The organism is Mycobacterium adipatum (assembly GCF_001644575.1).
Taxonomy (GTDB): Bacteria; Actinomycetota; Actinomycetes; order Mycobacteriales; family Mycobacteriaceae; genus Mycobacterium; species Mycobacterium adipatum.
This window is the reverse complement of the sequence record NZ_CP015597.1, coordinates 163,683-188,516: the sequence shown is the minus strand read 5'-3', so window position 1 is coordinate 188,516 and position 24,834 is coordinate 163,683. Positions and strand designations below refer to the sequence as shown.

The following is a 24,834-nucleotide window of genomic DNA, read 5'->3' as shown; positions in this document are numbered from 1 at the left end:
AGCCTAACCAGCCGGCACGCCACCAGCGGCAGTTCTGCTGAGCACGGTGGCCGACAAGGCGGCGAGATCGACATCTGGTCCGTCGGCCATCCACACCTGGGTACGGCCGGTGGCCAGGAGATGGGTCACGGGGTGAACCCGCCAGGCCTGTTGGCGAACCATAACGGCGTGAGCGAGCACCTGGGCGTGGAAGCGGGTGGGGAGGACCAGGTGGTCCACGGTGGCGCCGCGGCGGTGCACCTCCCCCAGGGCGCGCCGAGTTCCGTTGGTTACGGTGACCTGCCGCCACGGGCGCTGATGGATCGCGAGGATGGCAACGGTGTGCTGGTCGAGCCAGCCCTGTTCGCGCCACACCGGCAGCACCGAGTTCTCGTCCTCGATCGAGGCGAGCGCAGTCAGCGCATGCTCGTACTGCTGAGCATTTCGCCGTTCCACCTCTGCCGGGCCGCGCTGTAACTGGCGTAGTCGATGCTTCGGAATCGCCATGCGGTGCGACCCGTCCGGGCTCTTGGCCAGCCAGCGGCGCACCGTGGACGAGGACACGCCGGCGTAGTGCGCGACTGTCGCCACGTCCACAGCGCCGCGGGGTGTGGGGCCGTAGCAGTCCAGCAGCATGGTGACGAGCCGCGTACGTGTCCACCGCGGGCCGCGCGCCGGCCGAACCACCGCTGCGGCGTTCACTCAGGCGTGCCGATGCCGAAGTCGTCGATCGTGACGAAATCCCACCCGGCGACGTACTTGTCGTCGAAGAACTGCGTCATCCAGTCCCGCAAGCCGCTGTCACCGCCGTCTTCGTAGGCGCGCAGCATCGCCTCGATCTCCGAGGGGCTGATGTCGGTGGCGACTCGGCGGTCACGGGCGTACCCCTGCTCGTAGCCGCCAACGCCCTGTTCACCGCTGACCCAGATCTTGCTGCCGCCCTTGAGTGCCTGACTGCCCTTGGCGCTGGCGCGGAAGTCGGCGGTGGCCGATCGGCGGCCCTTCTTCGTGGTGGTGACCCGGCGGGCTGCTTGCCGGATCGACGCGAGGCGGCTGGGCGAGGGCTTCTGGGTGCCGGCGGCCCAGCGGCGCACCGTTCCCGGCGACACTCCAAGTGATTGAGCGGCGGCGCGTGTGTCGACTGCGCCGCCGCGGGGGCCACGGCCGAACACCGCCTGCAACATTCCGCGCATGCTGGTGCCCTCGGTGGAGTCCCCTTCGGACTTTCCGGAGATCCGTCGATAGAAAGTGTTTGCCTGCGTGGCTTCTGCTTGCCTCAACGCCTGACGCACTTCGGTTTTCGATGCACCGAGACCGCGGGCGGCGCGGTCGACGTTGACCGTTCCGTGAGCCACCGAGCCGTAGCCGGCCAGATCGTTGGCGTCGACCCTGCTGCGCCGTCGGTTGGTGCGCGCCATCATGTGCTCCCGTCATCGTTGGCGCCGCCGGTCGCCCACTCCGCTGCGGGGATCAGGTCGCGTTTGCCGCGGTAGTCGCGGCCGTTGAGGTAGTCGAGATGATCGGCCATCAGCGCGGACCCTTCCGGTTTGTACTGCCCGAACCCGCGGCCAAACGTCGAGGGATCGCCGGGCCAGGCGGTCACCGGATCCGGATCGTCGGACGCGTAGAGCACCGTGTCGGTGGCCACCGCCAGCGGCCACTGCCCGCTCTTCTCCCCGATCTGCTGCAGCCGGTAGACGATGTTGGCCTTGGCTTTGGCAAGCACGTGCAGGCGACGCTCCGGGCTGTAGGCCGTCTTGCCCTTGAGATGCTCGTCGGAGCCGATGATGCCGATGCCATGGGTGCGGATCACCTTGGCCTGGTTACGGGCTGCCTGAGCGTCGGGATCGTCGATGTCCAACGAGCTGCTTGCGTCGCGAAACCGCTCGTACCAGCCGAGCAGAACGCGGCCGTGCTGCGGCCAAGTCCAGGCCTCCAGGATCTCGGGTCGGTAACCCAGCGCGATCGCCCGCTCCATGGTCGGCGTGGTGACCCACTTGGGCCCGGTGAACTGAATCCCCCTGGGATTGAGGACATACGGCATACGCCAGTCAGAGGCTTCAGGGATCTCGGCGAGCCAGTAGCCCGGCTTCTTCGCGTCGAACTCGGCGCCTTCAGGGTGATGCGTCGGAGATCCGATGGGCAGTTCCAGACCGGCGATGCCGGCCACGTAGGACCCTCCGCGGTCATAGGCGTGCAGGTATCGGCGCTGGCTCTCGGCCTCGGTCGGTGGTCGCGACCAGTCGAAGTCCGATTCGACGTCGCCGATGCCGAACGGCGGTGTCGTCGTCGACGGCGCGAACACCACCGTCCTCCACTCCTGAGGTGACCACTTCTTGGTGCGGGTCTGCAGCATCAGGTCGACAGCGGTCACGCCGGCGTTGATCTTCCAGGGGAACCGCAGCGCATCGGCGAGCAGTTGCAGCCGGCGGGCGAGCTGGGCCGGGGTCGGATCATCTGCCAGTACCGGCATTTCGTCCGGCCCGGCACCCATGCCGGGAACGAGGGCGATCATCACGCCCCGCTTGTCCTCGCGGTACACCCGCGTCCAGGTGCCGAGGCGATGGGCGGTGGGGTCCTCCCCTGCCCCTCCCAGGCTCCATCCTTCGGCGACGGCCAGGGCCACGAAGTCGATGCCCTCGGTCAGTTGGCGCAGCGACTTCGCGCGGTCCCGCCGGCTGATGGCTCCGACGTCGATGCCGAACGCAGCGCAGGCATCTTCGGTGATCCAGATCTGGCCGGGTTCGGCGAACTTCGCAGTCAGCTGGTAACCGATGTGGTGGGTGTAGGCCAGCTCGGCGACCTGGCCGACGTGCACGAGCGGCTCATCGAACTCGATGTGAGAACCGTCGGGAAGCCACAGGCCATCGGTGTGCAGCACCGCCGCGGGCACGCCCCCCTCCGGCGGTGCCTGCTCGACGGCCTCGGCAGCCGGTCGTTTCGACCGCGCCGCCGGTTCCTCGCGCTGTTCGTCGGCCGGCGGCTCGTCGTCGCCTGCGGCCGCTGTCGCGGGCTCTTCCTCGGTGGGAAGAACATCGGCGACAGCGGCCGGCTCTGGTGCCGCGGCCCCGGCGTCGTCGGCCGGCGGGCTGGGCTCGGTTGCGTCTTCGATCATGCCGAGGGCGCCGGTGAGCGCGGCGGCCACTTCGGAGGTGGACTCGGCGAGCAGCACGGCCAGCACAGTCTTGTCGGTCAACTCGACACGTCGTGTGACCGTGAGCCGTCCGAGACGGGCGTGGGTGTCTGCAAGGTCGATTGGCGCGCCGGTTGTGTCGTCACGCCCTGGTGTGTAGAGCATGTCGACGCCGCGGATGTAGACGGGCCAGGACCGGTACTCGCGCGAGATCCGCATCGCGGCACGACGCCCACGGAATCGGGTGTGTGCAGCGATCGCCGCGGTCCAGGCGGGTTGGAAGTGGTGCCTCCAGGCGTCCTCATTCCATAAATCCGGATTGGCCAGGGCGGTGAGGTATTCGGCTGCGGCGGACTCGACCAGATACTGCAGCGCCGATTCGTCACGGAACGTTTCTCGGGCCTCCCGCAGACGGGTCGCCCACGCCTCCAGGACCCGGCCCTGCTGGGGCCAGACGATCGCCTCGTCGACGGCGAGCTGTTCGATGCTCAGCCCGGCGCCGCCGTCGCGGATGTCCTTGGTCAGGCCGTCGAGATCTTCTGTGGTGAGCCACGCCTGGACTGCGTGGTCGGGGCGCATCTGCGGGTGCGGCAGCGGCAACATGTCCGGAAGGTTCAGGCCGTCGCCGGCGGGCAGCGTCGCCCGCCACAGCCCGAAGGGCCGCTTGGGTTCCGCAGCGCTGCGGGCCGCGGCTGCGGCTTCCAGTGACTGGGGTTGGCCGTGCCCCAGGGTGAGCATCCCCGCCGAGGCCAGCTGCGGGCACTGTTGAGTCAGGCACACCAGCTCGTCAGAACGCACGAACTGCTTCTCCACCTCGGCCGATGAGGCACACCAGGTCGGCTGAATTTCGACCTCGGGTTGCACCCATGCCGGCAGTGCGCCTGCGGCGGTAACCACCGCGCCGCGGCGGCCCGTTCGGGCGCGCATGATGTGGTCGCTCAGGACCGCGCCTGACGCCGCAGCGCCCGCCGCAGGCAGTACACCGAGCGCGGTGAACCACTGCTGCAGCCGTCGGCCGAGTTCGGCGGAGTCCTCGGTGACCGCCTGCTGGCCGGCTGCCAGCCATGGCTGAGGCTCGGCGAGCACTTCGACGCAAATTCGTTGCGCGCCGTGGCCACGGCTGAGCATCAGCGTCCGAGTCGGCCTGGCGCTCAGCTCCCACCCTCGGGTCACCAACGGTGCGAGTGCTTGCCCGATCTGGTCGGCGATCTCGACGTCCGCCGCCGCAGGCGCGCCCGCGAGCAGTGCGCATGCCTCACCGACCAGCCATACGCGCGCTGGTTCGGGTCCGCCTTCCCCATCGATCGGAACGGGGCGCAGCCCGCCGCGCTTGTGCGCCCAGTCGATCAGCTTCTCGAGCTTGTCTACCTCGTCGACGGGTCCGGTGAGCCGATCGCCTCCCACGTTGAACGACCCCGCCGCGGTGATGGTCACGACGTGCCGCTCGACTCCCGGCCCGGTCACGACTGATCCCCGTCGGTGGGTCGCGTCGCGAGGTAGGGCCGGATCCGCGCGCTCGCCCCCTGCTGGGTCATACCGAGAACGGCACCGACCTCGGTGTAGGTCGCGCCGGCCGCGATCGCCGCGGCCGCGGCGGGGCGCTCGTCAAGGCCGGCTTTGCGTAGCAGGGCCGCACGGGTGAGCTGGACGCCCTTCGTGTCGGCCGCGTCGCCGCGTTCGACGGCGCGCAGCAGCCGTGTTCGTGCCGCAGGAGTGATCTTGCGCCGAGCGATCCGGCGTAGCCAGACGTCCACCGCCGCCTCCAGCGATGAATCGGCCATTTTTGCGGCGAAGTCATCTGCATCGCGTTGCGCCGCAGCCTGAATCAGCGCGACGGTCGGATCGCCACTGGTCACGCGATCGCCTCCGCCACCTGTGTCCTGAACACGTGGGGATGCTATCGAGCGACCCTGACACGCACAAGCATTGCTTGTGCGTGTCCACAAGTGGCGATTGTGCCGACGGTCAGCGCTCGCGCCGCGAGCAAGGTCCGGCCTACCCATCTTATCGAACGTGTGTTCGACTAAACTGATGCAGGTGGAAGAACGCCGGCCCCCCGGTCCGCATGCGCAGCTACACAGGACTGCACACGGATGGGCCGAACCGCGGCCCGCGCAGTGCAGCGCCTGCGGAGCGAGCCTGGGGCCGCTGAAGGTGCTCGTCGGTGTCGAACAGTGCCGTTGCGGGCGATCGCACCGAACTCATTTCTGCCGCTCGTGCGAGTTCACCCACTACTCACCCCCGCTCGGAGAGGACTGTCTGCTGCTCGCGATGGATGAACGCAACATGCGGGCGCAGCGCGAGCGCGAGCGGCTCGATGAGCCATGACGGAGCCGGACTTCAGTCAGTGGCCACAGTTGGGGCCGTACCGGACCCTGTTCAGAGTCCGTCGACGAGTGTGGGTTGACATGATGCGGGTCTTTCCCGGCCTGGGTGCGTGTTCGCGCCGGCAGGACGAGCTGCCGTTGTTCGTTCGCGGGTCGGGCCTGCGCATGGAGCCATGGATGGAGGGCACACTTCAGGCCTGGCTACGGCGCGCCGACGGTGGGTGGATCGCGTGGGTGTCCGTCCCTGCGACCAGCACCAACGGTGCTGCTCACGTGACGCTGCAGCTATGGGTGGAGCCCACCGCGATCACTCCCGAGCGCCCGTGGTGACTGCTTGTGAACAGCATTTTCCTTGTCCCCAATCGAGGCGTTGTCCGCCGCGGCCAGCAGGTCGAGCACCAGTGCCGAATGTTCGGTGTCCGGTTTGGGTCGCCATTTGGTGGAGCTGCCCGACGGTCGAATGTGCAGCATTCCGGCGGATCGTACCCAGCACCACACCGTGCCCCCAGGCACCTCGATGGCGGCGGCGAGTGCGGGACTAGAGGGGTAATACCAGCGGGTTGATGCCGGTCCGGTGACGTACGGATAAGCGACCCACTCGTCAAATGAGGTGCACTGGTGACACTCACTATCGGGTTACGGTGTTTGCCGTGATGTTGAGAGCAGCAGCCTCGGTCATGAGTGAGCGTCGATCGACGGCGAGCAAACAGTGACACCGTCGGCGGTCCCTCCGCTGGTGGTCTGGCTCGGGGAGGCGATGTATACCTTCGCAGGTGGCAGGGACGTCACCGTGGGACGCAGCGACGATGCCGACATCCGGGTGGAAACTGCAGCGAAGCAGGCCATCTCACGCGTTCATATGATCCTGCGCGCCGAGGGCGGCCAGTGGGTCGCGCACGACAGGAGTCGAAACGGGATCTACCTGGATCGTGCACGCGTGAGCAACGCCGCTATCGACGACGACACACGAATCCACCTCGGCGCACCCGACGGACCAGCGCTGACGTTTCGCATCACGACCGCGCAGATCCGCGTCGCCGACATCGCCCCGCCTTCAACTGGCCCCCTTCGGCCGACGGAGCGTCGCAGTCCCAGTTCTGGTGCCAACAACGTGCCCTCGACGCGCTCGGGACCACTGCAGCCGCCTACGGGCCGCCCGATGCCACCCCAACGGCCGGCACAGGCGTCCCGTCCCGTGCCGCACCCGCCGGCGCCGCGGCCTGGACCGCCTGCTCCTCCCCCACGACCGACCGGGGCCTTCGCTGCCCCGCCACCGCAACGTCCGGTCTCCCAGCCTGTGCATCAACCTGTGCATCAATCGGTTAGCCTCACGCCTGCGCCTCCGCGACGGACGCCTGCACCGCCAGTCAACGAATCAGAATCCGACGTCCTCGCCCGCATGACAGGCGTGGTCAAAAAGGTCCTACCGCAGAAACCATCGACACCGCCAGCAGGTGCCGTAACCATCGGACGGCTCTCCACATCGAGTGTGCGCGTGGATGATTCGCTCGCGTCACGGACACACGCCTACCTCATTGCTGCGCCTACTGGGACCCAACTATTCGATAACGCCAGCGGCAACGGCACCTTCGTCAATGGTGTCCGCGTCACGGCGGTGACACTGCGCCCCGGTGACATCATCACCATCGGCAACACCGACCTGCTCTTCACAGGCGGTACAACCGTCACCCCACGCGTCGACGTGCAGGCAGCGGGCGGAGTCCAAGCCCATCAGCTCGGGTTGACCATCGACGGCCACCACCTGCTGACCAACGTCTCCTTCACCGCTCGGCCCGGCACGCTCACCGCTGTGATCGGGCCGTCCGGCGCCGGCAAATCCACCCTCATCAAGCTGCTCGGCGGCACCACGGCGCCGACGGCAGGACACGTCAGCTTCGACGGCCATGATGTGCACGCCGAATACGCCACGATGCGTTCGCGGATCGGGATGGTTCCCCAGGACGACGTCGTGCACCGTCAACTGACGGTCGATCAGGCGTTGTCCTACGCAGCACAACTACGACTACCGCCCGACACCAGCAAATCCGACCGCCGGGCCGTCGTCGACCGGGTACTCAGCGAGCTCGAACTGACCGAACACCGCTCCAAACGGGTCGACAAACTCTCTGGAGGCCAGCGTAAACGCGCGTCTGTGGCGCTGGAGCTGCTCACCGGGCCGTCGTTGCTCATCCTCGACGAACCCACCTCGGGCCTGGACCCCGCCCTCGATCGCCAAGTCATGTCGATGCTGCGCCGCCTGGCCGATGCCGGCCGCACAGTCATCGTCGTCACCCACTCACTGACCTACCTGAACATGTGCGATCAGGTGCTCCTGCTCGCGCCTGGCGGAAAGACCGCCTACGCCGGTGCGCCGAAGGACATCGGCGCCGCGATGGGCACCACCGACTGGGCCGACATCTTCGCCTGGGTGTCGTCGCGACCCGATGACGCGCACGCGGTCTTCATGGCGCGCAACCCACAAGCAGCTCAGCCCGCGCGAGCGCCGGCCCCCGCCGGCCCAGTGGGCCAACCCGCCCGGACGAGCACCAGCCGACAAATGCTGACCCTCGCGCGCCGCCAGATCCGCCTCGTCCTCGCCGATCGCGGTTACACCCTGTTCCTGGTGCTGCTGCCGTTCATCCTGGGCGCGCTCGCCCTCGTGGTTCCCGGTGATGTCGGCCTCGGCGAAGCCAGTACCAACGGTGGCGCCCCCAACGAACCCACCCAATTGTTGATCCTGGCCAACATTGCGGCGGTGTTCATGGGCACCGCGCTGACCATCCGCGATCTGGTCGGCGAGCGCGTCATTTTCCGCCGCGAACAATCCGTCGGGCTCTCCGCTGGTGCATATCTGGCCGCCAAGATCGTTGTCTATGCCAGCTTCGCCGCGCTGCAGACCGCTGTCGTGACCGCGATTGTCGTGTACGGAAAAGGCGGACCGACCCAAGGCGCGGTCGCGCTGGGCAATCCGGTCGTCGAGCTCTACGCCGCGCTGGCGCTCACAGCGATCGTCTCCGCCGTCTTCGGCCTGCTGTGGTCCTCGCTGGCGCGATCAAGCGAGCAGATCCTGCCCGTCCTTGTCGTCGTCATCATGCTCTCAATCGTGTTCTCAGGCGGCCTGATTCCCGTCACCGCCCGCATCGGCTTGGAGCAGGCCTCCTGGTTTCTGCCCGCCCGGTGGGGGTTTGCAGCGTCGGCTTCGACCATCGACCTGCTCAAGGTGGCACCCCTGATGACCGTCGATGACCCGTTGTGGCACCACGCCACGCGCTGGTGGCTGCTCGACATGGGTGTGCTGCTCCTGCTCGGTGTCGTCGTTGCAGTTCTGGTCTATCGACGCCTGCGTCTACCTACCCAGGATGGCCCAGACGGCACTACCGGAGGCGGTTCCAGGGCCGCTGTAATCGTCATCGCCCTGGTGCTCGTAGCCGGATTCGTCGCAGGGTTGTCCTACCTGACCCGTGGCGGGACCACCCGCCCAGCCGCTGTCGGCCCGCTGGCCGACACCCCGGCTCAAGGTGCGGCGCCCGAGCAGGAGAAGATCACAGACGCCGATCTGCCAGGGCTCCTCCTAGATCCGGCCACCGTGGGTGCGTCGATGCCGGAGCTGGCCGATGCCGATCCCACGACCGAGACCGCCCATCACAGCGCGACTGCCGCTCCGCCGGCGTGCGCCAGTGCGGTATCCGCAGGTGCGGCCGGTGCGTACCCGCCCGGCTTTACCGCCGTCGCCGGCCAGCAGTTGAGCGCCGGTAGCGACTCAAACGCCGGGGTGTCTCAATGGGTAACCGCGTACCCCGATGCCGACGCGGCCGCTGGCGTCCAGGACCGCCAGATCAACGAGTGGCGCAACTGCGCCGGCTCTACGGTGACCTTGACGATGCCCGGGCAACCCGCACGGCAAATCACGGTGGCTGAACCAGAATCCGTCGATGGCGCCTTGGTCGTCACCTATACCGAGTCGGGCCGGTCTTGCCAACACGCGCTGGCCACCGATAGCAATGTCGTCGCCGAGGTGGAAGCTTGTGCTCCAACCGGCGAGGATCACCCTGCTCTTGACCTGTTGACCAAGATCACCGATCAAATCGAGTAGGAGATCGGGGGCGCGGCGACAGACACCGCTAGTCCAATGCCGCCCAAATGAAGAACAGCGGCGAACGTTGGCCGGCAACGGGTTCACGTTGTGTAGAGGGACAAGTGAACATAGACCTCGTCAGCTGCCACGTCACTAACCATGACTTCGCGATTGACGTGCACGCCACCTTCTGTGGTGATCTGGTCCTGAAAGAACACTGGTACAGCGACGGTCGGCGGCAGAGTCTCAGGTGCAGGGTGCTCGGCGGCTGCCCCTGGGAACTGCTGCAGCAGTTCGGCCAGCTGAGTCGTGGTCATGATGAGCGTGAGCTGATAGCGGATATCGCGGCCGGAGTCGCTGCGGACGTCGACGACGTGGGCGCCAGCCGGCAGCGCGACATTACCGAACGCCGCGGCATCTTCTGCAGATACTGACGCGCTGAGATGGGCAGGGTCGAGCGGGTATCCGTTGGCCGCGCACCCCGGCAAGACTCCGAACAACAGCAAACCCATGACAATCCAACGCAACGTGCACGCGTGCGCGTGAGGGTCCCGACAGGTCGTGACAGCGCTGGTGGCGGTTATCCGCATTCGATGAAACTTCCTTCCGGGCTGACGCCTACCTGAAGTGCGAAGTCCTAGCTGCGGTATGTGCCCGGTGGCGGCGGGCTCGCCGACGGCCACCGCTGGCCGTAGTGCTGAGCAGACGGTGCTGGCGGCGGCCACTGGCTCGGCAGCGCGGCACCGGTCCGCTGGTTCGCGGTGGGTGGACCCCACTGCGGCGCGGGGCCGGCTTGTGGCTGCCAGGTCGGCGGCGCCCGATACGGCTGAGCCGTGTACGGCGGGTGGGGCATCTGCGGATGTACGGGAGGCCACCGGGTCTGACCGTATTGGAGGCTGGGCGGCTGGGCCTTCGGCTTTCTGGCCAGCCTGATCAACCAACGCACGATGAAGAACAGGATGACGCCCACGATGAGCAGCCGACCAAGGACGAACCCGATAGCCCGTCCAGGGTTCGATTCATCGGCAAAAGACATCGCCAAATCGGTGATGATCACTGACGCTCCTCCCGGTCCGGCGTGATGACCAGATCTGAGGATAAACCGGGCACGGGTGGTGAGATCGCAGCATTTTCTCGTCGCCAGCCGCCGGTCGGGAGACCGGACCTCGCCAAACTAGTGTCATGAGCTGCCCCAAGCGGCGCTTAGGGTCGATTCGTGAACCGAATCGCAACGATCCTCGCAGCAGCTGCAGCGTTGTCGGCGTGCTCCTCGGATCCGGTCCCAAATCCTGCGGAAACGACCGATCGCCTTGCGGTGATCGCCGGGTTGCGTGCAATTGATGTGTGTGCGCTCTACGGCGCCACGCAGACTGTCGACGGACGGTCGCTCACGGTTCTGGGATTCGGGTCACCGCTCAATTGTGAGGCTACGGTTGATGATTCAGATCGTCCTATTGATGCGACGATCGCTTTGAACATCGGCCCGGCACAGCCAGTCGGCGAGGAGCCCAGTTGGGTTCGGCATGCGGTGATTGACGGAGTGGACGTCAGCATTACCTCCAGTGATGAGCAGCCCGATGCGCCGCCGCGGGAGGACATGGTGGCGTCGTCGTGTGAGTTCGCCGCCAGCTACCCCGACAACGCGCGCCTGACCGTGCGCGTGTCGGCGGATCCTGATGTCGACGGATGCGCGATCGCGCAGTCATTGATGAACACCGCGATGAGTGCCTACAAGCAGCGGCCAAAGATCGGTACGAGCGGACTTCCCTCCACGGTGTTGTCGGGTGCAGATCCGTGTGAACCGGCCGAGCGGCTGCGCGCAACCCGCAAAGTGGATATCTCGCCTGCCGACGTGACTGTCAACAGCTGCATGTTCACCGTCGATGATGAATCGGTCGTCGATGTGTCGTTCTCCTACAAGGACCCGGCGATGCTCGACGTCTCCTTCAGTCAGCTCACCATCGACGGACATCGCGTTGTCGGCGACGACAAGCGCGGAGTGTATGACGTGGTGGTCGGAGAGCCTGTCGACGGCGCGCGCGGTCGGGTTGTACCGCTGGTCAGCGTTGTCGGATCAGCGGGCAGTAATGAGCTCGTCTTGGATGTCGCACTGGCGGTCGCTGAAATGTTCTGATCGCCGATGACCGTGCCGGTGCGCATTCATAGCTATGGACTGTTGCTGTCGAACCGGAGCCTGATGGCTGGTTTCACCTACTACCGGGTGCCGGCCCGTTCGCCGATTCGCTGCTCACCAGCGGTGACAAGCACCCGGTGGGGCGTTCTGACGACCATTAGACACGTTGAAAACTAGTGCGTTCAGCTGCACTGCGCAGCGGTTAGGTTAATAGGGAGTCGTTGCCAGGCAGCGATGTTGGGGGCGCCGCGGACGAGCCGGGTGCTGACAGAAAGCGAGATAGTTGTATGAAGCTCCGATTCGGTACAGTGCTGGCAGTGACGGCCGCGGCGGTCGTCGCCCTGGCCGGCTGCAGCAGTGAACCCACTTCGAGTGAATCCTCGGTGGACGCCGCCGCGCTGGTCCAGCAGTCCTCGGAAGCCATGCAAGGTCTGACCGGTGCGCATTTCGTCGTGACCGCCGAGGGCAAGATCCCGAACCTGAAGGTCACAAAGCTTGAGGCCGATGTGGCGTCCAAGCCCGCGGTTGCTGCGGAAGGCACGGCGACCGTGCAGGTTGGTCAGCAGACCCAAGAGGCCAAGCTGATTTTCGCCGACGGCAAGCTGTACTCCGATATCGCCGAGCCCGGCCAGTGGATCGACTACGGCGAAGGCAGCTCGATCTACAACCTGTCGGTGCTGCTCGACCCCCAGCAGGGTCTGGCCAACGCCCTGGCCAAGCTGCAGGACCCCAAGGTCGAGGGCACCGAAGACATTGACGGGACCGCCACGACGAAGATCACCGGAACGGCCTCGACCAATGCCGTCGCCGAACTCGCCGGTGCCAAGAAGGCACCCGAAAAGGAACAGACGGTTCCGATGACGGTCTGGATCGCCGACGATGATCCGCACTACCTCGTGCGAGCCGAGATCACCCCCGTGCCGGACACCAAGATCACGATGACGCTGTCGGACTTCGGCAAACAGGTCAACGTCTCCAAGCCGATCTGAACAATTTCGTAGCCGAGCAACCCATCACCCATCACGTCTTTGGCCCATAAACGGTGCCCACGAAAGGATTTCACGCTATGACATCGATCAGTTCGCGCCGGGTGGCGGTGGTCGCCGCCGGCGTTGTCGCCGCCTCGGCGCTGGCCACGGTCGTCGGCCCCCAGGCCGGCGCTGCCCGGTACTACGGCGCCATCGCCTACGCCACCAACGGAGCAGGCGCTTCGGTCTGGAGCTACCCCTCTCGCGCCGACGCCGAGGACGCCGCCTTGGACTACTGCGGATACAGCACCTGCAAGGTGCTGGTCACGTTCAGCGAGTGCGGCGCGGTCGCCTTCGATGGCGACACACTGCAGGGCGGCTCCGGATCCTCGCTGTTCGCGGCGATCAATGACGCCAAGAGCCGGCTGCCCGGCAGCTGGGTGGAGTCCTGGGCCTGCAACTAGGTCGTTTCATCCGATGACAAGAGTGCCCCCGGCGGCCCCTCTGGCCGGGGGCACTCTCGTCGCCGCCGCGATGGTTGACCTGCTGGCGGTCGAACTAGAAGTGAGAGGGTGGTGCGATGACGCAGAGCGGTTTTCCGGCTGGCTGGTATCAAGACCCCATGTCGTCTGGGGCGCTGCGGTGGTGGGACGGTCAGCGCTGGACCGAGCACTACAGGCCTGCCGCGGCCGCCCCTTACCAGGGCGCTCCGAGTTTTCACACGACAATGGGCGGTTACGGTCCGGTGCCACCAAAGGGTGCGGTGACTTCTGGATTTGGCGTCAAAAGGGTGGCCGCGATCATTGCGCTGGTGCTGGTTGTCCCGATCGTCGGATTCTTCGTTGCCGGAATGTTCACCGGCGGTGGCGAAAAGAACGCGGATTACCAACAGGGTTACCAGATTGGTCTTGACGATGCAGTGGGTACGGTGCGCACCCTGGGCGGTTCCGCTGAAGACGCATGCCGGATGCACGTCACGACCGAGGTCGGTATCGCAGATAGCAATTCGCGCCGCGCGAAGGACATGCGGCGTGGCTGCGTGCAAGCCGTCCGCGATGAGTTGACAGGCAGCTGATCTGGCTGCGGAAGCGGCCATTCATGTCCGCTCCCGCCCCTTTGCTGAGATCGCTTGCGATAGCAGGTTTTTGGTGCGAGGTCTGTGGTTCACGTCGGAATACACTGGACCTCATGGGGGTTGTTACCAGCTTGGTCCAAGCGACCGCTGAACAGTTAGATGGCTTCGTTTCCGAACCCGCTGCGATACAGGACTTTTTGTGGCGCACACCGCGGCCGCCTTCGGCCTATCTGGATAAGTCTGTCGAGGCGATCCAGGCGGTGCTCGACGCGTCCTTGGTGGTGGTGTCGATTGCGCCTCAGCGGATGCCCGGTCAGCCGATAGTCGACGCTGGGGGCGGGGTTTACTTCGCCCTGTATCCAGATGTCCTGCGGTCGATGACAGGTGCGTTAGCCCCTGTATCGCGGGAGGTGCTGGCTGCCAAGCTCGGGGACGGTAACCGCGACTATGTGCTCGCCAACTACGACACGCTGTCGGCCTTCCTTGTTCAGGCCGTCCATGACGGAGTGGGCGCGATCATGAGCCACAACTGACGGGTGTAGCTATCGGGCCGCTTTCACCTCGGCGGCGATCGCGCACGCGGCGCGGATCTGACTTGCGGAGTACATCCAACCCTGCGCTGTCCACGTTCGCGGAACCAGCTGAACGATCACGGGCTGCGGCAACCCGCATTCACGCGCGACGTCGGCAATGGTGAACACCGGCTTGTGATCGTCGGCGGCCCGGCTCGCGGCGAGTCGCAGATTGGTCTGCCCACGACGATGACCCACCCGTCCAAGAATACGGCCCCGCTGGCGCACCTGTAGCTGCGTCAGAGCGATGCCGCTGCGGTGCGCTCTGGCGGGCGCAGTCGCTGCTGGTGAAGTTTGGCCAGGTCGTCCAGAATGCCCAACACGCCCTCAGGGTCGGGCAGTACATCTTTCGCCGCGGCCAGTCGGGTCCGTATGTCGGCGAGGGTGCGTTCCAGCTGCGGGGCTTGTACGCCGGTGTGGGGAGCGTGCGCAGGCAGCGTCGTGAACTGCTGCGCGACGTCGCAGAGGGCCCGGCTTGTGACCTTCACCAACAGGTGGCGTCGAGCAACCGGCGTAATGCGTTCGGTGGCTTCGTCTGTGGCGCGGGCCTCGGGGTTGGCCGGTCGGTAGTGGAAGGTGACCGGCACTCCATGGGGAGCTCCCAGGTGAATCGTCATCCCATCGTCGATCACGATGTCATTGAGGATGCGATGACCGTCGACGTAGACGCCGTTTCGGCTTTCGAAGTCCACGAGTTGCCAGCGCGCTCCGGGCAGGAGCCGTACATGTAACCGCGAGACCGCGGGGTGATCGACGCGGACATGGCCGGCGGGGGCTTCCCGACCCAGGATGAACTCGCCCTCGGCGGCTCGCCGCACAACGGTGACGCCGCCGACGGTCACCTGCAGGTCGAAGGGCCGCGTCGCCGGCGGGAAAGGCATGTCCACAGATTCCTCTTCCTGCCTCAAGCCTTCGATGTGAAATGCAGCATCGAAACGACTATCAACAACTATAAGTGTAGCGCGGCGGTCCTCATGCCTTCAATCGGCGCCTTTGATCTGATGCGGGCCGCGGCCGGGCCCTTGGTACCGCCTGCCAGCCAAAAAACCTATTGAACAGCAAATCTACGGCCGCTTGGAAACGCGAGGGGCCCGTCGGCATAGGTATGGACCGGGGTTGAGCTTGCTTCGATACTTCGACTTGTGCCGTAGCGTCGCTACGGTTATAGTCGTAGCATCGCAACGGTTTGAATCGAAGGAGCCTCCCATGAACGCCACTGCCACCCAGAACACGATCCGCGGCCGCAGCAAGGTCGTGCGCCATACACGCACCGGTGCCCGCGGCCCCGTGGTGCGACTGGCCACCGCCTCGGTGCTGGCGGGGCTCGCGGTGACCGCCGCGGCCGGTACCGCCGCTGCGGCCCCGGCCGCTCCGCTGCCGGCGTTCACCGATGGTTCGGCCGGGTTGGCCGAGCTTCTGCTCAGTGGCCGTGAGGCCGCCAACGTGCTGGGGTCCGACAGGTTGACCGAGCAGCGCACGGCCTACCGACTCGGCAACACCAGCGGCTCGATCCAGCCCTCGATCTGTGTGCCGGCGGCCAAGCCCGCCCAGGCGATCGCTTATGTGACCGCCGAGCCCGTCGAAGTGGCGGTCAAGGTCCTCACCGACGGCGGCAACAGCGAGCAGGGCCTGGTCGAAGCGGTCGTCGAGCTGCCCAGCAAGCCCGACGCGCTCGCTCAGATGAAAGCCATTGCCGACAACTGGGCTGACTGCGGCGGCCTGACGCTCACCCAGCAGTCCCAGAGCTCCGAGGACTCTTTCCAGTGGAAGCTCGGCAAGCCGATGATCAATAAAGAACGCAGCATCGTGACCCTGAGCCAGACCGCACTCGACGGCAGCGGCATCACCTGTGAACGCGCGATCGGTGCTCACCGCGCCATCCTCGTCGACGTCCTGGCCTGCACCCACGGCGACGCCACCGGCCAAGGACTGGCGGCGGTCAAAGCGATCGGCGCCAAGGCCGATACCTCCCCGGTGTGACAGAAGATCACCGTGCCCGCGCGCCCCTCGCGGTGAGCCTTGAGCCCGCGAGGGGCCGCACCCTGCCCCGCCCACCACACCCCTTCAGGAGTTCACCCGATGACCGAGATCCTGTTCAAGATCGTCATCGTGATCAGCGCGCCCGTCATCGTCGCGGCAGCCGTACTCATCCACAAGGCTGTTTTCTGGAACGATGACGAGGCCAAGGACGCGCGCACCCCGCCCTATTGCGGCACCCGGCCAGGTCCGAACGCCGCGGGTGCTACTCACGCGACGCCCGGAAACGCCACCTGGGCGGCCAGCAATCTTGCGAGCACCCCTGCTCACCGCGTCCGGACACGCAATGATGCAATGACTACACGCCACGACAGCGTCAACGAGGTCATACCGGGGGGAACCTTGACCAGCGCCAACGCCTTCACTGCCCGTCTCGCCGCGCAGCTGGGCCCTGCTGCCAGGTGGCGTCGATGACCCACAACAGCGACGGCGAGTACACCCGCCCCTACACCCCGCCCACCCCGCCGCCGCCCAGCCCGTGGCCGGCTCACGCCGCGGGACCCGTCCCGAACTGGACCACACCGGCGGCCGCGCCGACCGCGCCGGCGAAACGACACGGCATGCGATGGGCTGCAGCGGGGATTGCTGCCGTTGCCGTCATCGGGGGCGCCGGCTGGGCCGGCCTCACCATGAGCCAAGACGCGCCCGCATCGCAGTCCTCGACGGCCGCCTCGGCCGAACGCGACGACACCTCAGGCGCAGACAGCCCCGACGCCGAGCGCGAACCCGTCGGTGGCGGAGACACGAACAGCGAGGACACCGAGACGCCGGACACCACCGCCGTGGGGTCCCCGCAGGGCGACGAGGCCTTGGTGCCTACCGAGGAACTGCCGAATCTGCTGCTAAGCGGAACCACACTGGCCGACCTCCTGGTGTTCGATGACCTGGTCCAGGTCGCCAACGAGACAGTGCTCTACACCGCGGCCAGCACTGATCGCCCCGAATGTGGAGGCGTCATCAACCCCGCGATGCCGGACGCTTACAGAGGAGCGCCGTTCAAAGCGATACGCCTGCACGAGTACCACGACACTTGGGGCGACATCTACGAAATCGGTGTCACCGAGGCGGTCGTCGAGTTTCCCGACGAGCAGTCCGCGCGCGCCTTCGTCACCACCGAGGCCGGGCGCTGGCAGAAATGCAAATACGATCCGGTCAGGTTGCTGTCCAACGGGACTTCATCGTGGTCTCGGACGATCCTGACGCCTGAACTCAACGCAGGGGTACTCACCGTTTCCACGATGTCCATCGAACACTCGGGCCTGGGTTGTCAGCGAGGCTTGTCCTCGCGCAGCAACATCGTCATCGACGTACAGATCTGTGAGCCCGGCGGCACGTCCCAAGCCCCGCAACTGATCTCCGCGATCGCCGACCGTATTCCCAACTCCTGAAGGTAAGGCTGAATTTCTATGAGCAGATACGACGACGAGCGCGACGCCGAGCAGACCACCGATTGGCCCTCACGCTTCCCGACTGGCGGCCCTGCCGATGACGACGGCGGCGCCACCAGCGTGGTACCCCGCATGCCCTATCCCACTCCCCCGCAACCGCCGGCCGGTCCGCCGCCTCCCCCCGCTGCGCAACCGCCGATGTCCCCGCCGCCGATGTCTCCGCCGCAGACCGGCTCCACCCTGAGCTGGCCGGCACAGACTGCCGGTGGTGGGTGGGTGCCACCTGTGCCGCCGGGGCAGTACCCGCCCGGGTATCCGGTCTCCCCCGCACCGACACCGGCGCCCGCGAGCAAGGGGCCACGCTGGCCGCTCATCGGCGCCGCGATCGTGGTCGTCATCGCCCTGGCCGCCGGAGCCTTCCTCTACATGCGAGGCCAAGGTTCTGACAGCACCGAAACTGCAAGCGCAACAGACACATCGGAATCCACGCCGGAGCAGGACGCCGGGTCGGACTCCGAATCGGGTTCGGAGTCGGAGTCCGGGTCGGATCAGCCGACGACGGACGCGGAGGCGACCTCGGCGCAGCCCTCACCGTCCTCCGAGCCGTCTGCCGACGCAGGGCTGATCAATCCAGCCGAGCTGTCCGGGCTTTTGGCCTCGGTCGAGGAGGTCAGCCAGATCGCCGACAACACCACCATGATCCCCCGCCAGACGTTCACCGAGCCGTTCGGCGATACGACCGTAGATCCGGCGAACTGCACCGGCGCAGTGATGCCGGGCGTGGACACCGTCTACAACGGTTCCGGATTCACCGGCTTCGCCGGGCAGGTGCTCTCCGATGCCGCCGAAGAGAACAAGGTGCTGCAGTCGATCATCTCGTTCCCGTCCGAATCCGATGCCAAGGCCTTCTACGACCGCCAGCTCAACGCCTGGAAAGACTGCAAATACGCCGACGTCACGGTCAGTGTCGGCGGCAGCAACGCCGAGGGGACGCTCAACGTTGCCGCCGAAGCCGACGGCACGGCCAAGGTGTTCATCTTCCCGCCGGGGGGCAGCGCCGGACGCCAGTGCGAGCACGCCATGACACCGCGCAAGAACGTGATCGTCGACGTTCGGGTGTGCAAGCCCAGCGTGGGAAGTGCCGGGTGGTCGTTGGCCCGCAACATCGGCCAAAAGATCACCGGCGAACGCTGAGCACCCCTACCGCGTCAGGCGTCGAAAGAACGCCAGAGCACTAACGTCACTGGTCCGGATTAGCCGGACCGGCGACAACAGCCCACAGGCTGTCCTCGCCCGCCGAACCAACCCTTCGGCAACTCTCGACCTCGCATACCCGGAAACGGCCGTCTAGCGGGCCTTCTCGCGCCTGACTGCCATACCTCGAAAGGGCATCCTCATGACCGACCAGTTTCCCTACCCCGGACCCACCGGTGGACAGCCTGAACCACAGACACCCAACGGATACGGCGTCACCCCGCCGCCGCCCGTCGGCGCGTACTCGGCTGGCTACCCCTACAGCTACAGCCAGCAGCCGCAGAACTGGCCGCCGGCATACCCTGCCGCGCCGAAGAAGGGAATGCGCACCGGCACGATCGTCGGGCTGGTGCTCGGCCTGGCCGCACTCGCTTTCGCTGCGATGTTCATCGCGCCTTTCCTACTGCTCAAATGGGCCACGTCAGGAGTAGACGACTCGATCGACAACCTCACAGGCGGGAAGACCGAGCAGATCCTGGCCGATCAGCTCGACGTGACCATCGGAGAGTTCACTGTCGAGAACAACGGCTCCTATGTCGACACCAGCCTGGAAGTCACCTTCTACAACAAGGGAGACGAGCGCGAGACGTTCCGCGTCGAGATCGAGGCGGTCAACAGCGACGGCGATCGAATCGAGACCGACTACATCTCAGTCGAACACCTCGACGCCGGCCAAACGTCCACCGAAGTTGTGTTCGACGTAGTCGACGAGAATATCGTCGATGAACTGGAATCAGCGGAGTTCCGCGTCATTTCGGTCTCCACATCCTGACCTAAGGTTGCTCCCCGCGGGCTTGGCTCACATAATCGGCCAGTCGAAGCTCACCGCGACCCCGCAGCACGCCCTCAACCTCATCTGGCCGGCACTGCAGACTTTTGCCCAAGGCCGCAACGGGATCGCGGGGCTTTCGACCCAACAACGCGGGCAAGCTGTCCGACGGCGATGTCTCTGCCGGGATCCGGACCGCGTCGAGAGAATTGTTGTCCAGCCCGAACACCAGGACAAGCGTGTCTCCAATGTCAGCCTCACGTGCATGTGCGAGACGGCGCAGAGACCCCAGCCCCACGCCATTGGTCGTGGCTACCCGATAATACAGCTTGACACTGCCAAGAGGGCCGCTGAAGATGCGCTCCTGTCCTGGCCCGATTCCCAGGGCGGCGGCGAACGCAGGAATCGTGGTTTGACCCGAACCCCGGGTCACCTCGGCGTTCACAGCGACCGCCAATCGGATCTGCTTAGGGCCGTTGCGGAATGCCCCTCGCACCGAATTAAGAGGACCGCTGCGGCGCATCGGATCTGATGGAGTGCGACGCCGTACAACTTTGTCCCTGGTGAAGAAAGCCAGCGAGTGCGCATAGCTATGGACAGACCGTGCCGAGATGTCGGGGAAACGTTGCACCAGATCCCGTTTGAGGTCATCGAGATGAATCTTCCCGCCCGCGGCATCAATCGCAGCGCCGATCTCGTCAACGATCCCGCGGTATTCCGGCATCCCCCAATCCCGCAGCCCCCAAGTGGTTCTGGTGATGCGTTGGAACTGGCGGTGGTCCGATAATGCGGTCCCGACCGAGCCGAGCGTCGGCGCACCGGGCTGCAGCGCGGCGTGGATAGCGTCGGCGCGCATCGGGGCGTGGTGGGCATGCAAGACCGCTTCAACGTTGATCGAAGTAAGTTCTCCCCAACGGACATACACAGACCCGAACCGCCGCACAGATGCCTGCGAGTGCAGATAGGCGGTAATGGCTTCGGCCCGCATTCCTGAACCTTCCAGGGCGCCGCGCAATTCGACAACGGTGGGCGCTGGACTGGAGGCGAATGCTGCAGCAAGAGCGTCAGCGGCCGCCTGCTTTCCACCAGGCTCGACGGTTTCCCACCAATCCCCGCGGCGGGCATAGGGGCCAGCGACATGCAAGATCACCTGCGCCTCCGTCCCGCCGGGGTCAAGCCCGAGAGCGGCAAGTTCGGCGGCGACCACGGCATCGGGGGCGTAGGAGCCTACGCTCTCGCGCAACGTTGCGGCATGCTCGGACACTTCGGCGTGCGTGGGAGCGGCGAGCAGCTCGGCGAAACGCGCTCGGGCTCTGGGCACGTAGCGACTGAGATAGCCGGGATAGACCCCTAATTCGGCGGACACGGCTTCTTTCGTCGGCGGCTGATCCGGCCACACCCGTCCGGCCAGCATCCCGCGGTCCAGGTCGGACAGCTCACCTAGCAGCGCTGCGATGGCCGCAGGCGCGCCTATGCGGGTCAAGCCAGCCGCGGCGCGCGAATCCGCGACCGCAGCCACCCCCGCTTCCAGCAGCGCGACCATCGTGGCATCACCGGCCATCCGACAGGTCATCAACTCGGCGATGCTGCGCTCACCTATCTCGGCCCAGGTGGTGTGCTCAGCCGCGAACGCAGTGTGCACGCGTTTAGGTAGGCGCGCGTACGGAACCCGCAGGTGCCCTACCTCGTCGAGACCCTCGATCAGCTCACGGACCGCGGTGCAGTCGCGCTGGGCGACCAACGCAGCCCAGTCAGGTTGCGCGGATATGTTCATCGGCGTCCGACGGCTTCGCGGCGGCTTAGCCATGGTGTGCACCGTCAGCGGATCGACACTCAAACAGGTCAGGGAACACGACTCGCGAGTTCGGGTACAAACGTCGCATCCAGGAACTGGGTCGCCAGGGCGCCGCCGGGTTCGGCGAGCGCAGCGATGACATCGGGGTCATCGACAATTACCATCGCGCCGCGATAGGCCGACAACTCCCGGGGTAGACCGGCCGCGCCGCCGCCGCCGGCGGTGGTGTCGGTACGCACCACCACCATGATGTCGGTGTCGATGAGATAGAGCTTGACCATGTCGGTTACCGGCCTGGTGACAGTCAGGTCGGTGCTTTGGCGTTGCAGCTTGTTGCTGTAGCTCAATCCCAGCGAGGTCAGAAAGTCTGCGGCATTCGACGGTGCCAGCGTCTCGGAGACCCCGCTATCGGTGACGTTGACGACCGAGACGGTCTTGCCGACAACCTTGGCGTTCTGATTTCTCAGGTCGGTCTGCTGGGCTGCGATGGTGCTGATCAGCTGGGTGGCTTGCCCTTCACGGCCGACGATCTCGCCCACCCACTGCAGCTGGGTCTGCCAGTTCCAGACCTGCTCATCATCTTTGGGGCGAGTCACGGTCGGCGCGATCTCCTCCAACTTCTGATAGGTGGCGTCGTCGAGGTCCCCGGTGGCGACAATGACATCCGGTTTGGCGGCCGCCACGGCGTTGGTGTCGACAAACTGCATCACCGCCGGGTCGCCGGTGAGCTCGTCGCGCAGGTATCCCGGCAGAGGCCCACCCGGAGACAACACCGCCACCGGCTGCAGGCCGAGTGCGAGGACCGCATCGGCGTCGCCGGGCCCAACGGCTGCGACCGCTCGGGGGTTGGCGATGACTTCAGCGGTGCCCCGGGCATGCTCGACCATGCGGGGATCACCGGTTCCTCCGCCCGGTCCACCGGTGATCAGAACGCCGGCGACGATGGCGACGACCGCTATGACGGCGACAATGCCGGTTGCGATCAGGAGCCGGCGTTTGGGCGTGGCCTTCTTCGGCGCGACATCAAGGTCGGCGAACGACCGCGCCGCAGACGGTGGAGGAGGCCCCGGCGGCGCGCCGGTCTGGCGTGGCTGAGTCTGGGCGTGGGAACCGCTGAAGTATCCACTGGGGTACGGTGCCGGCCCACTCTGGGTACTGGGTGGCCGTGGCGGGGTGCTATGCCCCGGCACCGGCGGGCGGTGCTGCGCCGGCGGTGGGCTGGTCGACCACTCCTGGGTGATCGTGGAGCGCGGGATCGCCGTCGTTGCATCGGCGATCGCCGCGGTGGCCGCGGCCGCCAACTCGCGCGCGCTCTGGTAGCGGGTGGCCGGATCCTTGGCCATGGCTTTGGCGATCACATCATCGAGCGCGCGCGGCAGGCCGGGCACCAGGTCGGTGACCCTCGGCGGCGGCGAGGTCATGTGCGCCGCAGCCATGGCCGCTAGCCCGCCGGGAAGACCCGCGAACGGCGCCTTGTTGGTGAGCATCCGAAACAGGCTGCAACCGAGGGAGTAGATATCGGAGCGGTGATCGACGTCAATGCCAGTCAATGCTTCGGGTGCGGCATAGGCCACTGAGGCCATCACCGTGCCGTCGGTGGTCAGGTGCCCGGCGTCGTCGAGTGCCCGCGCGATACCGAAATCGGCGAGAAACACCCGCTCCTCATCGGAGGCGTGCTCGGCCGGCGAGATGAGAAAGTTCGCCGGTTTGATGTCGCGGTGCAGGATGCCGCGGCGGTGCGCGAAGTCCAGGGCTTTGGCGACCTCGGTGACAATATGCGCCGCGCGCGGCGCGGTCATCGTGCCGGCGCGCAGCTCGCGGTCGGCGTCGGTGCCAGGCACGTACTGCATGGCAATCCACAACTGGCCCTGTTCGGTTTCCCCTCGCGCGTAGACCGCGACGATGTTGGGGTGATCCAGGGTGGCCGCGACATCAGCTTCGCGTTGGAATCGGGCGCGGAACTGGTCGTCGCGGGAGAACTCGGCGCTGAGAATCTTCAGCGCGTCGCTGCGCGGCAGACTGGGGTTGGCGGCGCGATACACCGTGCCCATGCCGCCAGAACCCAGAACGGATTCGATGGTGTAGCCACCGACGTTATCACCGGTTTCTAAAGCCATTGTTGCCCTTTAGGTTCCGACAAGCAGCAGATACTGAGCCGCGAGTTGTTGTGTGGCGTCAAAATCCTGCTGCGATCCCGAGGTGATCGTCCAGCGCCCCGCTGTTCCTACGCACCGATAGTTGCGGCCGGCGACCGGGGCGGTGACCTCATTGACGAAGCACTTAGCTTCGGGCATGCCCGGAACTGACGGGCCGGGTTGGGCATCGGTGACCAAGGCCGCGATATTGTCGGCGAGCTGCTTGGCCGCCGCCTCATCGCGGGTCTGGTACACCCAGGTCTTGCTGACCGCAGCGGCATCCACACCAGCGTCGGTGTAGAACTCACTGGCGCGGATGGGACTACCCTGGAAGTGCAGAATGCCGTACGGGCCGTACACACCGCGCGTCACCACCGCTCCGTCGGCGGGCAAGGTCCTGACCATCAGATTGGTGGGGTCGAGGTCCATGGTGGCGAACTCATCGGGGCTCACGGGTGTGAATCCGTCGATGCGCCCCTTCTGTAGGTCAAGCGTTCTGGCCACCAGCGCGACGCCGGCCTCAGCCGATTCCGGTGAGCGGGCTTCCTGGTAGAGCAGGTACGGGCCGTGCGCGGTGAAGCTGGTGATGGCGATCCGGTCATCTTCCAGTGTGGTGCGTGAGGCGAAGGTGCCCTCGTGTCCTGGAATAGGAAGAGCCTGCATCGCCGTCGCATTACCGAATGCAGTGAGCTGAGTGTGTATTTCGTACGCCGCAGCTTCGGCGTCGGCCTGCGTCGGGAACCGCAGCACCATGTTCTGCAGGGAGGTCAGCGAGTCGGCATCGTTGTTGCGGCTGGTGCCGAAACCGTTAATGAACTTGCGCGCGGCGGCGACCTCTGACGTCGGCGCGACCGCGACCTTATCGACGTCCTCGGCGTTTTTGATGACCAACGTGCCAAACGGTGACTGCGCAACCAGCGAGGGATCGACCTCCCAGGGCCCCACCACGAACTCGGCCATCCGTTGTGCCTCGACCACCACCGCCGCTTGAGCCGAGGGCGCCGGTTTGGCCTGCGGCTGGGTGGGGTAGTTTCCCGGCTCCAGCTGTGCGACGTCGACACCGGAGGCCGCGGCCGCCGACGTCGTGGTCGTTTCCGGTGCCGCGGCGGGCTCCTCCTGGCCCTGGCAACCAGCCAGGAACGCCACTGCAGCCACCACCGCGCTGACACGAAGACCTGTTGATGCCATTTCTC

Annotated in this window: 24 protein-coding genes; 13 read left to right on the top strand and 11 right to left on the bottom strand. The window is 66.1% G+C overall.

Annotated elements, in window-relative coordinates; genetic code table 11:
* Positions 1-3: 3 nt before the first annotated feature.
* The 4 genes from A7U43_RS28600 to A7U43_RS28585 all read right to left on the bottom strand — a co-directional run bounded on the left by A7U43_RS28600 (position 4) and on the right by A7U43_RS28585 (position 4,968).
* Positions 4-576 (bottom strand): hypothetical protein, encoded by a 573-nt coding sequence (locus A7U43_RS28600; protein ID WP_231963899.1) that lies wholly within the window; start codon positions 574-576, stop codon positions 4-6.
* Positions 577-677: 101 nt separating this feature from the next.
* Entirely contained in the window at positions 678-1,397 is a 720-nt protein-coding gene (locus A7U43_RS28595) for a hypothetical protein (protein ID WP_068004466.1), read from the bottom strand.
* Positions 1,397-4,576: a hypothetical protein gene (locus A7U43_RS28590; RefSeq protein ID WP_068004299.1), complete on the bottom strand. Its 3,180-nt coding sequence runs from the start codon at positions 4,574-4,576 to the stop codon at positions 1,397-1,399. The genes A7U43_RS28595 and A7U43_RS28590 overlap by 1 nt, the downstream gene beginning before the upstream one ends.
* Positions 4,573-4,968: a Fis family transcriptional regulator gene (locus A7U43_RS28585; protein ID WP_068004296.1), complete on the bottom strand. Its 396-nt coding sequence runs from the start codon at positions 4,966-4,968 to the stop codon at positions 4,573-4,575. Before A7U43_RS28585 ends, A7U43_RS28590 begins: the two co-directional genes overlap by 4 nt.
* Before the next feature lie 648 nt (positions 4,969-5,616).
* On the opposite strand from A7U43_RS28585, the gene A7U43_RS30500 reads away from it, so the two are divergent.
* Positions 5,617-5,769 (top strand): hypothetical protein, encoded by a 153-nt coding sequence (locus A7U43_RS30500; RefSeq protein WP_231963824.1) that lies wholly within the window; start codon positions 5,617-5,619, stop codon positions 5,767-5,769.
* 460 nt (positions 5,770-6,229) lie between these two features.
* Entirely contained in the window at positions 6,230-9,532 is a 3,303-nt protein-coding gene (locus A7U43_RS28575; RefSeq protein ID WP_231963822.1) for an ATP-binding cassette domain-containing protein, read from the top strand.
* Positions 9,533-9,615: 83 nt separating this feature from the next.
* On the opposite strand, the gene A7U43_RS28570 is transcribed toward A7U43_RS28575, so the two are convergent.
* Together A7U43_RS28570 and A7U43_RS29940 are read right to left on the bottom strand one after the other, a co-directional pair.
* Positions 9,616-10,026, bottom strand: coding sequence for a hypothetical protein (locus A7U43_RS28570; RefSeq protein WP_068004288.1), 411 nt, complete (start codon positions 10,024-10,026; stop codon positions 9,616-9,618).
* 125 nt (positions 10,027-10,151) lie between these two features.
* Entirely contained in the window at positions 10,152-10,571 is a 420-nt protein-coding gene (locus A7U43_RS29940) for a hypothetical protein (protein WP_156526226.1), read from the bottom strand.
* Between the two features lie 159 nt (positions 10,572-10,730).
* Here A7U43_RS29940 and A7U43_RS29935 point away from each other — a divergent pair, with 159 nt between their 5' ends.
* The 5 genes from A7U43_RS29935 to A7U43_RS28545 all read left to right on the top strand — a co-directional run bounded on the left by A7U43_RS29935 (position 10,731) and on the right by A7U43_RS28545 (position 14,224).
* Positions 10,731-11,648 carry a hypothetical protein gene (locus tag A7U43_RS29935; protein ID WP_156526225.1) on the top strand — a complete coding sequence of 306 codons (918 nt, stop codon included), beginning with the start codon at positions 10,731-10,733 and terminating at the stop codon, positions 11,646-11,648.
* Between the two features lie 317 nt (positions 11,649-11,965).
* On the top strand, positions 11,966-12,637 hold the full coding sequence (locus A7U43_RS28560) for an LppX_LprAFG lipoprotein (protein WP_197500120.1): 672 nt from the start codon (positions 11,966-11,968) through the stop codon (positions 12,635-12,637).
* Between the two features lie 77 nt (positions 12,638-12,714).
* A complete protein-coding gene (locus A7U43_RS28555; RefSeq protein WP_068004278.1) occupies positions 12,715-13,080 on the top strand; it encodes a DUF4189 domain-containing protein in 366 nt (121 codons plus the stop codon).
* Positions 13,081-13,196: 116 nt separating this feature from the next.
* Positions 13,197-13,691 (top strand): DUF2510 domain-containing protein, encoded by a 495-nt coding sequence (locus A7U43_RS29495; RefSeq protein WP_082902511.1) that lies wholly within the window; start codon positions 13,197-13,199, stop codon positions 13,689-13,691.
* A 113-nt stretch (positions 13,692-13,804) separates the two neighbouring features.
* Positions 13,805-14,224, top strand: a complete 420-nt coding sequence (locus A7U43_RS28545) for a DUF1877 family protein (RefSeq protein ID WP_068004274.1) — start codon at positions 13,805-13,807, stop codon at positions 14,222-14,224.
* A 9-nt stretch (positions 14,225-14,233) separates the two neighbouring features.
* Here the strand turns inward: A7U43_RS28545 and A7U43_RS28540 are convergent, their stop codons facing one another.
* Both A7U43_RS28540 and A7U43_RS28535 read right to left on the bottom strand, forming a co-directional pair.
* Positions 14,234-14,461: a hypothetical protein gene (locus A7U43_RS28540; protein ID WP_156526224.1), complete on the bottom strand. Its 228-nt coding sequence runs from the start codon at positions 14,459-14,461 to the stop codon at positions 14,234-14,236.
* Positions 14,462-14,502: 41 nt separating this feature from the next.
* On the bottom strand, positions 14,503-15,081 hold the full coding sequence (locus tag A7U43_RS28535) for an FHA domain-containing protein (RefSeq protein ID WP_231963898.1): 579 nt from the start codon (positions 15,079-15,081) through the stop codon (positions 14,503-14,505).
* Between A7U43_RS28535 and A7U43_RS30495 the strand changes: the two genes are divergently transcribed.
* The 6 genes from A7U43_RS30495 to A7U43_RS28515 all read left to right on the top strand — a co-directional run bounded on the left by A7U43_RS30495 (position 15,010) and on the right by A7U43_RS28515 (position 19,714).
* Entirely contained in the window at positions 15,010-15,318 is a 309-nt protein-coding gene (locus A7U43_RS30495; protein WP_231963901.1) for a hypothetical protein, read from the top strand. The genes A7U43_RS28535 and A7U43_RS30495 overlap by 72 nt on opposite strands.
* Positions 15,319-15,469: 151 nt before the next feature.
* Entirely contained in the window at positions 15,470-16,243 is a 774-nt protein-coding gene (locus A7U43_RS28530; RefSeq protein ID WP_068004268.1) for a sensor domain-containing protein, read from the top strand.
* Positions 16,244-16,342: 99 nt separating this feature from the next.
* Positions 16,343-16,714, top strand: a complete 372-nt coding sequence (locus A7U43_RS29930) for a hypothetical protein (RefSeq protein WP_156526223.1) — start codon at positions 16,343-16,345, stop codon at positions 16,712-16,714.
* The gene (locus tag A7U43_RS28525; RefSeq protein ID WP_156526222.1) at positions 16,711-17,688 is read left to right on the top strand and encodes a sensor domain-containing protein; all 978 of its coding nucleotides are present in this window, start codon (positions 16,711-16,713) and stop codon (positions 17,686-17,688) included. The genes A7U43_RS29930 and A7U43_RS28525 overlap by 4 nt, the downstream gene beginning before the upstream one ends.
* Before the next feature lie 18 nt (positions 17,689-17,706).
* Positions 17,707-18,882 (top strand): sensor domain-containing protein, encoded by a 1,176-nt coding sequence (locus tag A7U43_RS28520; RefSeq protein ID WP_068004263.1) that lies wholly within the window; start codon positions 17,707-17,709, stop codon positions 18,880-18,882.
* A 202-nt stretch (positions 18,883-19,084) separates the two neighbouring features.
* Positions 19,085-19,714 carry a hypothetical protein gene (locus tag A7U43_RS28515; protein ID WP_068004260.1) on the top strand — a complete coding sequence of 210 codons (630 nt, stop codon included), beginning with the start codon at positions 19,085-19,087 and terminating at the stop codon, positions 19,712-19,714.
* Between the two features lies 1 nt (position 19,715).
* Here A7U43_RS28515 and A7U43_RS28510 read toward each other — a convergent pair whose 3' ends face one another.
* The 3 genes from A7U43_RS28510 to A7U43_RS28500 are packed head-to-tail and all read right to left on the bottom strand — an operon-like array spanning position 19,716 to position 24,829.
* Positions 19,716-21,548, bottom strand: a complete 1,833-nt coding sequence (locus tag A7U43_RS28510) for a hypothetical protein (RefSeq protein ID WP_156526221.1) — start codon at positions 21,546-21,548, stop codon at positions 19,716-19,718.
* Between the two features lie 5 nt (positions 21,549-21,553).
* The gene (locus tag A7U43_RS30595) at positions 21,554-23,623 is read right to left on the bottom strand and encodes a serine/threonine-protein kinase (protein WP_068004255.1); all 2,070 of its coding nucleotides are present in this window, start codon (positions 23,621-23,623) and stop codon (positions 21,554-21,556) included.
* Positions 23,624-23,632: 9 nt separating this feature from the next.
* The gene (locus A7U43_RS28500; protein ID WP_156526220.1) at positions 23,633-24,829 is read right to left on the bottom strand and encodes a DUF7373 family lipoprotein; all 1,197 of its coding nucleotides are present in this window, start codon (positions 24,827-24,829) and stop codon (positions 23,633-23,635) included.
* Between the last annotated feature and the right edge of the window lie 5 nt (positions 24,830-24,834).